General features: G+C 37.8%; 11 protein-coding genes and 1 tRNA gene. 10 read left to right on the top strand and 2 right to left on the bottom strand.

Annotated elements, in window-relative coordinates; genetic code table 11:
• Positions 1-146: 146 nt before the first annotated feature.
• Positions 147-836, bottom strand: a complete 690-nt coding sequence (locus tag U9O96_02770) for a transposase (GenBank protein MEA2054030.1) — start codon at positions 834-836, stop codon at positions 147-149.
• A gap of 265 nt (positions 837-1,101) precedes the next feature.
• Here U9O96_02770 and U9O96_02775 point away from each other — a divergent pair, with 265 nt between their 5' ends.
• From U9O96_02775 to U9O96_02820, 10 genes are all read left to right on the top strand, one after another.
• Positions 1,102-1,581: a hypothetical protein gene (locus U9O96_02775; protein ID MEA2054031.1), complete on the top strand. Its 480-nt coding sequence runs from the start codon at positions 1,102-1,104 to the stop codon at positions 1,579-1,581.
• An 86-nt stretch (positions 1,582-1,667) separates the two neighbouring features.
• The gene (locus U9O96_02780) at positions 1,668-2,042 is read left to right on the top strand and encodes a hypothetical protein (GenBank protein MEA2054032.1); all 375 of its coding nucleotides are present in this window, start codon (positions 1,668-1,670) and stop codon (positions 2,040-2,042) included.
• Positions 2,043-2,044: 2 nt separating this feature from the next.
• Positions 2,045-2,713 carry a hypothetical protein gene (locus U9O96_02785; GenBank protein ID MEA2054033.1) on the top strand — a complete coding sequence of 223 codons (669 nt, stop codon included), beginning with the start codon at positions 2,045-2,047 and terminating at the stop codon, positions 2,711-2,713.
• Positions 2,710-3,159 carry a hypothetical protein gene (locus U9O96_02790; GenBank protein ID MEA2054034.1) on the top strand — a complete coding sequence of 150 codons (450 nt, stop codon included), beginning with the start codon at positions 2,710-2,712 and terminating at the stop codon, positions 3,157-3,159. Before U9O96_02785 ends, U9O96_02790 begins: the two co-directional genes overlap by 4 nt.
• Positions 3,137-3,799, top strand: a complete 663-nt coding sequence (locus tag U9O96_02795) for a hypothetical protein (GenBank protein ID MEA2054035.1) — start codon at positions 3,137-3,139, stop codon at positions 3,797-3,799. The genes U9O96_02790 and U9O96_02795 overlap by 23 nt, the downstream gene beginning before the upstream one ends.
• A gap of 2 nt (positions 3,800-3,801) precedes the next feature.
• Positions 3,802-4,278 carry a hypothetical protein gene (locus U9O96_02800; GenBank protein MEA2054036.1) on the top strand — a complete coding sequence of 159 codons (477 nt, stop codon included), beginning with the start codon at positions 3,802-3,804 and terminating at the stop codon, positions 4,276-4,278.
• A gap of 4 nt (positions 4,279-4,282) precedes the next feature.
• Positions 4,283-5,518 (top strand): hypothetical protein, encoded by a 1,236-nt coding sequence (locus tag U9O96_02805; protein ID MEA2054037.1) that lies wholly within the window; start codon positions 4,283-4,285, stop codon positions 5,516-5,518.
• Between the two features lie 4 nt (positions 5,519-5,522).
• The gene (locus U9O96_02810) at positions 5,523-8,510 is read left to right on the top strand and encodes a hypothetical protein (protein ID MEA2054038.1); all 2,988 of its coding nucleotides are present in this window, start codon (positions 5,523-5,525) and stop codon (positions 8,508-8,510) included.
• 23 nt (positions 8,511-8,533) lie between these two features.
• Positions 8,534-9,178 carry a sarcinarray family MAST domain-containing protein gene (locus U9O96_02815; protein ID MEA2054039.1) on the top strand — a complete coding sequence of 215 codons (645 nt, stop codon included), beginning with the start codon at positions 8,534-8,536 and terminating at the stop codon, positions 9,176-9,178.
• A gap of 7 nt (positions 9,179-9,185) precedes the next feature.
• Positions 9,186-9,752, top strand: coding sequence for a hypothetical protein (locus tag U9O96_02820; protein MEA2054040.1), 567 nt, complete (start codon positions 9,186-9,188; stop codon positions 9,750-9,752).
• 117 nt (positions 9,753-9,869) lie between these two features.
• Here U9O96_02820 and U9O96_02825 read toward each other — a convergent pair.
• Positions 9,870-9,941: transfer RNA gene (locus U9O96_02825), tRNA-Thr, on the bottom strand.
• Between the last annotated feature and the right edge of the window lie 240 nt (positions 9,942-10,181).

The following is a 10,181-nucleotide window of genomic DNA, read 5'->3' on the forward strand; positions in this document are numbered from 1 at the left end:
CCACATCGTGGCATAAAAGTAGCCACTAGAAAAAAATTGAATCTTAAGAGAAAAAAATAGCGACCGCCTCCTTAATTCTGGAGTTTTTTGAGCTTTCCACATCAAATTTTTTTCTGGAACTTCCGCTGAAATGTAGTCCCAGTCGCTTATTCCCTCACTAAAATCCAACTCAGGGGTGGTTTTCCCTTCCTAGACAATACATATTTCATCCTTTTACCACAATTTGGACAAAGAGGTGACCACATTCCTAAGAACTTAGTGAGTTTCTGTTGAGCTATACTTACCATGCCCAGTAGCTTCTTGAACTTTCTCTTAATTCCCCTACTGTAAACGCCATAATGTCGTATAGTTTTGAACTGTTTCTCTGGGATGTGATCTATCACTGCATGAATAAACTCTTCCACATTCATCATCACGTAATGCTTAACCCCATCATCATCTTCATACCAAAACACTACCCCCTGACCATCATAGGAGGCAATTCTACTCTCCGCTACAGCTGGACGCCTTATATATCTTCCAATGTACTTTATCATTCCTTTCCTGTTTTTTATGGTATCCTTTGCTCTTACATAGAAACCTTCAGGGTATTCCCGAAATAAGAAATCAATAAGTTTCCTGTTTTCGAGAGTATCCTCTAATTCCTCCTTCAAATTGGTAAGTAGCTGATACTGCCAAGACTTTTTCAACATCCTGTATGGAAAGTAGTTCATGTCAACCCACGTACCGTTATCTTTAAATCCCCCCTCAGTAACCAAACAATGCAAATGAGGATTAAATTTCATGTCTTTACCATAGGTATGTAAAACAACTATTATGCCTGGAATTGCCTTGATACACTATTTGTTGTTGTGGGCACAATACAACAACAAGGCTGTATCTAAATATTTTGGGTACAGTCATTATCTTAGAAAAATCTATACTTTATATTACAGTGGATATAGGTCAGCCATGTGAAGCTCTCTCCTTAAAGCAACGATTTTTGTTTCTTTGAAGTATGTTGAGCCTTATCTTACGGACAGATGTTTTGCTTCAGACCACTGACCAGTTACTTACAGTGAAAAAATTTAAATACAAAATATTTATATACCAATGGAGGAAATGATGAATATAAAAGGCGTGTTTAAAGATAAAAGGGGAATTGAGGGATTACCGATGAGACTGATTATAATTGTAGTGATTGCAGGCGTAGTATTGGCGGCGATAATAACGATGATACCCAAAACAAAAGGACATATGGAAATAGACTATTGGGAAACAGATTATGGAGGAACAACAACTCCTGGTTTCTTGGTGAAAGTGAGCGCAACAGGAAGTGAGGAAGTTCCCGGCATAAGTTTTACAGCCCGCATAAATATTACTGATACAGACGGCAAAGCAATAGATGGGGCAAAGGTGACTATAACTGGCGCAGGAGGTGCTGGTGCAGGCACAACAGATGGCACCGGTGTTGCAAATGTTATAGTTGATGGGTGCACATTGCCCGCTAACCAAGATACAGTATATTTAAAGGTCAAAGTTACAAAGAGTGGATATTACGATGAAATAGATGAAGAAGGACTACAGCTTCAGCGAGTGTGAGGATGTTCTCCCACGATTTTAATTCCAAGAAAAAATTAAGAAAGTCTCCTTTTAAAATAGATAGGAGAGGAGTTCTCGGCCTACCAATGCGGATGGTGGCCACCCTTATAATTGGAGGAGCAGTGTTAGGGGCCATAGTTTACTATATGACAACGAACTGCTGGAATCCTGAGGAACTTCAAGTAAGTTGGGATAAAGATGTGGTGGAGGAGGGAAACAGGGTGATAGAGATAACAGTAAACGACAAGGATGGAAAACCTATTAAAAACGCTATAGTCACTATTACGGGCTTAGAAACTGCCGATTCAAATAAAACAGGAAGTAACGGCAGAACGCAACTTAATATCAATCCTGCATTGTCACCGTATAGGAATGAGGGATACCTCGATATAAAAGTGAAGGCAAGTGGATGTTATAAAGACTTTGAGCAAGACGATGCTATAAAAGTTGTTGTGGGGTAAATATGCCAATAAAATTTGGTAAAAAGGCAGAAGAAACAAAGGATGCAAAAGAAATAGATAAGGGTGAATTGGGGGGTTGGATAAGAAGAATGGAACAGAATATCAACAGCCTCGACAAAAGATTGGATGCTATAGAACGGAGATTATCAGGAGAAAAATTTATACAACCAAAAATGGGAAAGAGCACAAGGGAAAATTATTCAGAATCATTGGAGAATGAAATACAAAACATATCCAAAAAAGTAAATGATGAAATAAAAACGATTAGAGAGGAACTGCTTAAATTTAAAATATTGGAGAAAAATAGATTAGAAAGGGATAACGACAGTAAAAATAAGGATGGGAAAAACCCTACTGTAATATCGATAAAATCTGGAGTGAAAAAGAGTGACATAACTGGCGGACAAATAAATACGAAAGAAATAGCAGATCTTGAAAGGAGGATGGAAAAACTGGAAAAAAGAAAAGCGACGGTAAAAGTCGGAAAAATAGAAGTTCCCATAGAAATAACAGGGATTGTCGGAGGGATTTTGGCCTTTATAATAGCAGCTCTGCTTTTTGAGGGATATAAAGATTTGGTGGCCTCACCCATTTTCGTTATGTCTGCCGGCCTTATACTCGTATCCGCTGTGGCCCTAAAAACTTATGTGATAAATATTTCCAGAAAATGAAAGAAGAAAAAATATGGAAGGATGAAAAAGGCGTATTCGGGTTGCCAGTTCAGTATATGGTTGCCTTAATTGTTGCAGGGATTGCGATAGCACTTATGAGTTTTGCAGGCTATCAACTCTATAAGGATATGCAAGTTAAAGAGGCGATAAGAGAGGCCGATAAAATTGTAAAGGAAGCAGAGTTGATGTACAATACTGCAGATAAAGGCACCGCACAGACTGTTGACGTTAAATTCCCATCAGGAATGAGAAAGGTTGTATTTGGTTCTTCCAACCTAGATAATGCTAATCGATATTATGTCATCATGGATTGGGGGCAGAATAAAAGTTTTTACTCAAAGAATGTAAACTTCGGCGTTGCTGTGCTATATGAGGGAATAGGGAGTGTAACTCTTGAATTGGAAACTAATAATGGAGGTAAATATGTCAAGATTACCCCTACTTAAAGATAATAGGGGCGCTATATCATTGTTACTCAGCCAGATCGGGCTTTTATTGGCAACAGGAGTGCTGATAGGAGCGATTGCAAGTTTAACTTTTTACAACGACTGGCAGAAGGAGGCAGAGGCAAAAAATATTGCATCACATTTTGCAACAGCCGTTGAATCAATGGATTTAAAAGAATTTCCAGGGCAAACCACGTATTTGTTTCCGCAGAAAAATTATCGTTATGAGGTACTTATATCCACAGATTATATCACTATCGTTCGAGAAGATGGCACGACTACTGATAAAATAATCGGGAGAAAAACACTATTAATTAAACCTTATGTCCGCCCAATAGAACGAAATTGGAGGTGGAATAACAGCGAAGAGTTACACAACTTTTTGAAGGATATACATTTAAATGATGTATCCGGCCACTCTGGATATGCTGATGACCCATTCCCAATCGATCAAAAGAATGAAATCACCACCTATTTGAAAGATGAACTGTCAGATACTGCTACCAAACTGGCTAATGAACCCCTTCATCTAGAAAACGAGGATGAACCAGTATTTATTGAAAAAACATTTATTTATTTTGAGAAAGATGGAAATCTGGAAAGATATGGCATTGTAATTATTCATCAAAAGGGGGGATAAAGATGTCATTTATCAAAGATAAAAGAGGGATTTCGGAGGAATTTACCTCTCTGCCTGCATTAATAATAGTTATGATAGGCTTTGCTCTCTTTTTTGCTTTAATTGCAGGGGTTTATTATTCATATAATGAAAGAATTGAGAGAGCAGACAAATATGAAGTGGCAAATTTTGTACTGGAAAAGGTGACAAGCACCAGCAGCCCCTTAAAAGAGGGAGGAGTAATAAGAACAGGAGGACTCATAGATGCCCATGTGATGGGCTCAAATCGAGATAACCTGGGGAGGGTGTTGAGGGAGAAGTGTAATTTTCCTGGATGGGAATATAAAGTAGAGGTAGAGTGGGATAAAGGCTCTGAGAATTTAGATGTCTTCACCTATTCTGGAGAGAATATGGTTGCTGCGTCAAAAAAAGTGGCTGTTTATCTTAACGAGGCGCAAACCGTGCCAGGGGAGTTTACTGTTATAGTATGGAGGATCTGATGGAATGAAGGAAATATTAAAAAGATTGGCAAATGACAGACGGGGCATATCCGTTATGCAGGATGCTGTACTTTTTTGTGTGACAGTCTCATTATCGGGGGCAATACTGATGCCCGCCTTAGTGAGTGATATACCTCAGAAGGCATACATAGAAAAAGAAAATGAAGAAAAGGCGAAAGAAGTTTTGTACCAATTGATGATATGCACAGTAGATGAATCTGCACATCTAAATGCAGAAACTGTATTGAGTAGTTTAGGCGCAGATACTAATGAAGGGTTGCTTAAGCCAGTAATAGATGGCTTATTAAAGAGAGAACAACTTCATCGCACTTATGCTGATTTATGCACAGAGTGTGTAGCATGCCAATTCAAGTTTTCAGGACATCGACTAAATGTTATTACATACAATTTCACAGAGGTATTAAAAGCAGAGTTGGAAAGCTTTCTTGATGAACAACTCAGTAACAGATATAAGTATAACTTCACTGTTGTATGGAACCCTGTTGTTGGATTTGATTTTGGTGGGGATATATCGGCAGGATGCCCGATACCTTTGAATGCTGACATTCATACTGCCACGGCATATGTAACAATGCCCCCTTCCCTGTTTACAACAGGTATTGGTTTTTCTGTAGAAAAATTTAAACACTACATCTTGGAGGAATTGAATATCGACGATGATTTTCGTGATTGTAAAAGCAGGATTATAACTAAAGAAGAGTTTAGCGGGTTACTTGAAAAAGAGTTATTGGATCTGGTTAACAAAACAATTTGGGAAGGTTTTGATTACAACCAGGATGGAAATTTTAATGGTCCTTTTGAAATGGAAAGTTTGGTCGGCATCGTCATCGATTATATATTTAGCAAAATACAGGATACAATAGAAAATGCTTTTGATGAAGCGCTTGATATGGCAAGCAATGTTATCGCCAAGAGCATAAATGAATACTTCGATGTTTCTGTATACGATGCTATTAAAGTCAGTTTAGCCAGCATATCAGATACCATAAGTGTAAAAGAACATATCGGTGATATGTTAGATGATGTCAAAGCGCGTATTAAAGAAAAATCTAGAGATTTTATAGATGAGGTATTGGACAATGAGATTCAGGCGATGGTAAAAGGTGTTATCAACCGTTTTGAGGATATAACAGATATTGGAGCAGATATACTTAATTGGCTTTTCCAACAAATCAATTTTTGTAGAGCGAAAATGTCATTATCGATATGGGAGGTATGATAAGATGAGTTTTTTGAATGATAAGAGAGGGCGTGTGCCTTTTGCTGTTCTTGGTATATTTCTACTCGTAGGAAGTACTGTAACCTCAGGTGTTATAACAAATTTGGAAAGAAAGTATTCACAAGAAATCACCATACCGCTTGAGTACGGCTCAGTGGGATATTTAGTGGAATATGCGGAAAGTGATATTGCCAGAGTGCTATGCTATAGCTGTCTAGAAGCACTTCAAAAGGTAGGAGAATTGCCAGTTACATATTCTGATTTATCAACTCAGGCAGCCAAAGATTACGCAGATTTTAATGAAAATGGATACTATGACCCAACGGATTTGAAAGATAATAAAATAGATACTTACCCAGAGGTTGTTAAATTCAACAAAAATTGGGCCCGGAATATGGCAAGAGTGCACTTTAATAGTTATCTTAATGCAACATTTAGGCACAATATCCACCAAGATAAAGGGTATGCTATCAACATTTTCGATTCAGAAAATAATGGTGCTATTGATGATTGGAGAGATATAAAATTCGAGGATATTGAGATGAAATTAAACAGGTCAGCGCATGTTAACGCCTTGATTTCTGAAAATAGCAATATGTATCCAACCTATTTGAAAGCATCCATAAAAAATTTCAAAATAGAAATATGTGATTTATCCTCTGGTAAAAGCTGGATAAAAACAATAAATGTTAGTTGTCTAATTCCATCGAGACTATCCCTGTTAATGGGGCTGACCGAGACATACCAAAGCAGTATTAATGGAATTTCGCCATTAACGGGGCTTGTCACCGTAATCGGTGAAGGATATACTGAAGTAAGGTCACTTCTTCAATATGCGGGCAAATATGATTGGGTTGCCAATATTGTTGATAACAGATGGCTACAATACTTGACCAATGCTGGGCTAATTGGAATACAGTATCTCGTTTTCAACAGCATTGATCCAATGACACTCGTATATCTTGCAATAAATATTAACGATCTCATATCTAAAAGCAACATTGCAGATGCAGATAAATATGTGAAAGACGGAACGGAAGACCTTATTAAAGATAAAATTCTTAGCATGGTTTCTCTCCCGATAAATGACAGGGAGAATATATTCAAAACGTTTGGAAATAAGACAGATAACGAAGCAAAAAGCGAATTGAATAAGTTAATAGGAAGCCAGCAGCTTGCAAAAGGAAATGTTTCGATATGGCACTTGTCAAGAGATATACTAAACGAATCAGTTACCACCTATTACTATTACAATAATACTGCCGACTCTAATCTTTTGTTAGAGGAACAGTGGATGGGATATAGTTTTACTAAAAATGGGTATAAATACCACCTTTCAACTGAAGATGGAGATCCTGACGAAAATATTGCATCCATAAAACAAAGCTTTGTGAGAAATTATTCATCCCAGATAAATTCTGCAGTTCTCCAAAATATTTCAAAGGAAATCCACAATACATACAAAGCCAGTTTTGTAACCAACATGACCAAAACAAAAATTGGAGAGTCATATTCAAACTCTTTTTCCGGTGAATGGAGAGGACATACTGATAATGGAAGTTGGGATTTGGTCAGTAGCACTTCCGATGGGAATATCCTTCGGAATGGTGAACTACCCCCCTCCATTCCATACTATAAAGAAGATTGGATACTCAAATGGGAAAGAGAGGAAAAATGGGAACACAAAGAGTGCCATACAGAACAAGTGGGCAACGATACGATAATAGTGTGTGACTGGATACCACATGCCGTTACCCACTACTACACTGAAAGGGCTACCTTTAGTTTAACTGTTTCCGATTACCCCGAGCATATACAGGGCATATTTCATCATAAATCGGTTTTTGGGATACCACCTCATGAACAACACACCGATGACAACTTGGAGTTTTTGTTACAAAAATATGTGGATAATTATTTTACCCCCTTGAGGGACCGATATACAGATACGACTGAAGATACTGGTAGAGGGGAAAATAAAATTCTTGATTCTGTAACTTGGAATAATAATACAGCAGACAGCGATATCACAGGATATAATAGAATAAGTTGGATTCTGGGGCAACAAGGAAAAATGGGAGAAGCTGTAGCTGCTCTTTACAACATAACCGAGATGATTAAATCAGATAGAGGGGAATACAGCAACATATCTGATAGATTTTATTCAGAGGGGAATACAGTTAGGAATTTGAGTATAATGGAAGAAGAGAGAGAAATGCTATTGGATGAATTTCGGCGAAATGAGCCACGCTATATAAACAGCGATTATTATATGGATATAACTGAATATAAAAGTGCTGCTGCCAAAGTTATTTTAGATATGCGAAGATGGTTTGTGGATGAAATAGAGAAAAAACTGAGTACATCTCATGTAGATAAAGCAGTTAATGAAATTGATAATCAACTCGAAAGCCACGATACTGGAAATTTTAATAGCTATCAAGATTATAAGAATACAACAGATAAGTATAAGGATTCTGTTGCAAATCTCGGCGATATTCAATTTGGCAGCCAGATGAAATTGAACAAAGAAAATGAGTGGAGTGAGAACATAACTTTAACTATAAGTTCAAAACCCAACTATTTCGATTTCAATAACCCTCCATCTGAAGAAGAAGGCTGGCAATTCAATATAAAAAATCTCTGTCTCTTTGGCCCTACAGGACTGCCTTTGCTCCCTACCCCAGTAACCCCCTGGATTGTTACAATAAATTCGTGGTATATTCACGTTGACGGGCACTGGGATACTTTTAAAGTGCTGGACAGCAGTGATGAAACACATGCAGATCCGTTGTTTGGGCATACTGGACAGATATATAACAGAGAGGAAAGCAAAGTTAAAGATAAGGTATGCTATAAGCAAGAAATTGGAATTTGCGAAAGATTGAATTTTGAATTTGACACTATGAGTTTGGGAATTGTTCCTCCTGGAAAATTACCAATTGGTGATTTATCTGGTGGGATTGATGAAGCTAATAACGTAGGTAGTTAAACTTAAAATAAAAAGGTGGAAACATGAAAAGGAAAGTAGTATGTTTGGGAATGACGACCTTGATGTTAGCAATGACAATAATACCAGTAGCTAATGCAGGTGAATGTGAATACGGCAAGGTTAAAGCATGGGCACGAACTTTGAACGAAAATGGAGAATGGGGAGAATGGCAGAATGCTACCGTTCATGAAACTTTGAAAGTTCATGAACCTTTTCAGGTGAAGGTAAAGGTTACTACAAAAGTAGATGTACCTTGGTTGGATATTTGGTTAGAAAGAGTGGGCACTACTGAAGCGTATGAGGTGATTGAGGGACCGAGCAGTATCGGACTGCGTGGAAAAACTATATTATTAGAAAATATTCAAGCAGGTTGGTCAAAAACGTATGAATGGACAATTAGACCCACAGGGAATTGGACAGAAGGGAATGCTGCCCTAAATATTCGTGCACAATTCAGCACCATGGAAGATGATAAATTCGTTGATTTCACCATCATCGCTGCCTATATTTCACCAGAAGAATGGCAGGGCGGCAATAATGGAAATAATAACGGCAATAGCGCTAATGGGGATAGGGATGGGAGTATCCCTGGATTTGCAGGAATTGAATTATTAACTTCACTCCTTATTGCTGTTGGAATGGCGAGTATTTTCAGAAAAAGAAAGTGAAATAAAAATGGATAATAGAGGCGCAACCTTTATCCCGATGCGTGTGGTGGTAAGTATAATTGTGGGAGCGGCTATAGTTGCACTGGCGTTTATAGGGCTTCAAAATGCCATGAAAATATCAGCAGAAAAACAGGTTGAACGGGAATGTGATAAGTTAATAATAAGTATTTCAACAATGGTGGCAAGCGGTGATGCTCGGGATGTTAATAACCCGCAGGATACCATTAGCCATACGAGAGGAATAACATTTAATTTTCCAAATAAGCTTGTTTATTTTGGTTTAGGTATAGACCCCGATCCGCACAATAACGGCAATTTAGAAAGCGGATTGACCGATAATGGTTCCTGCATTTTTTACAAAATAAAAGGGATGAGCAAGAAAGTTATTTGGTTGGATGACAACATTAAATTTCGGGAGGGGATGGAAGAAGGCGGGAGATGGGTGATTAACGGCCCGGAGCAGGGTTTTGTAATTAAAGGCGGAGGAAAATATAAGTTAACTCTTGAATTGGTTGAAGATGTATATAAGATAAAATATGTGCTTGTATTGGCGGATGACGGCATGGATGTATAACATATCATTACGATATCGATATCCCAAGCCTACTTTCACGAGTATTAATCAATTGCTTTACAGGGAAATGCGGCTGAAACATATCTGCCAGAGAAATTAGGAAAGGATATGGATTAAAGCCGCCTCCGGGAATTGAACCCGGGACCTATTCCTTACCAAGGAATCGCTATGCCTCTAAGCCAAGGCGGCCACAATAGGAATATTTAGTGCTGTATTTAATAATTTTGAGTGCGGCCTCATAGGCAATCGGGCGGTTTTACGAAAATTTATAATGCCCGATTGCATTCATTAATTATGCCTTGTAACGGAAGTTCCAAGGATTTTTCTGTTAACTTTTTAAATTCTATATCTAGTAATTGGCAATAAAAAACAGAGTCCACATATCCAAATGTGGTCACTAAAAATTTAGAAATACCGCAAGTTTTATTA

The organism is Candidatus Thermoplasmatota archaeon (genome assembly GCA_034660695.1).
Lineage (GTDB): Archaea > Thermoplasmatota > E2 > UBA202 > DSCA01 > JAYEJS01.

Bases quoted from the DNA above. Each gene is read 5' to 3' on its own strand.
- U9O96_02810 (MEA2054038.1), top strand. From the start codon at position 5,523: ATGAGTTTTTTGAATGATAAGAGAGGGCGTGTGCCTTTTGCTGTTCTT.
- U9O96_02795 (MEA2054035.1), top strand. From the start codon at position 3,137: ATGTCAAGATTACCCCTACTTAAAGATAATAGGGGCGCTATATCATTG.
- U9O96_02820 (MEA2054040.1), top strand. From the start codon at position 9,186: ATGGATAATAGAGGCGCAACCTTTATCCCGATGCGTGTGGTGGTAAGT.
- U9O96_02780 (MEA2054032.1), top strand. From the start codon at position 1,668: ATGCGGATGGTGGCCACCCTTATAATTGGAGGAGCAGTGTTAGGGGCC.
- U9O96_02775 (MEA2054031.1), top strand. From the start codon at position 1,102: ATGATGAATATAAAAGGCGTGTTTAAAGATAAAAGGGGAATTGAGGGA.
- U9O96_02790 (MEA2054034.1), top strand. From the start codon at position 2,710: ATGAAAGAAGAAAAAATATGGAAGGATGAAAAAGGCGTATTCGGGTTG.
- U9O96_02805 (MEA2054037.1), top strand. From the start codon at position 4,283: ATGAAGGAAATATTAAAAAGATTGGCAAATGACAGACGGGGCATATCC.
- U9O96_02785 (MEA2054033.1), top strand. From the start codon at position 2,045: ATGCCAATAAAATTTGGTAAAAAGGCAGAAGAAACAAAGGATGCAAAA.
- U9O96_02815 (MEA2054039.1), top strand. From the start codon at position 8,534: ATGAAAAGGAAAGTAGTATGTTTGGGAATGACGACCTTGATGTTAGCA.
- U9O96_02800 (MEA2054036.1), top strand. From the start codon at position 3,802: ATGTCATTTATCAAAGATAAAAGAGGGATTTCGGAGGAATTTACCTCT.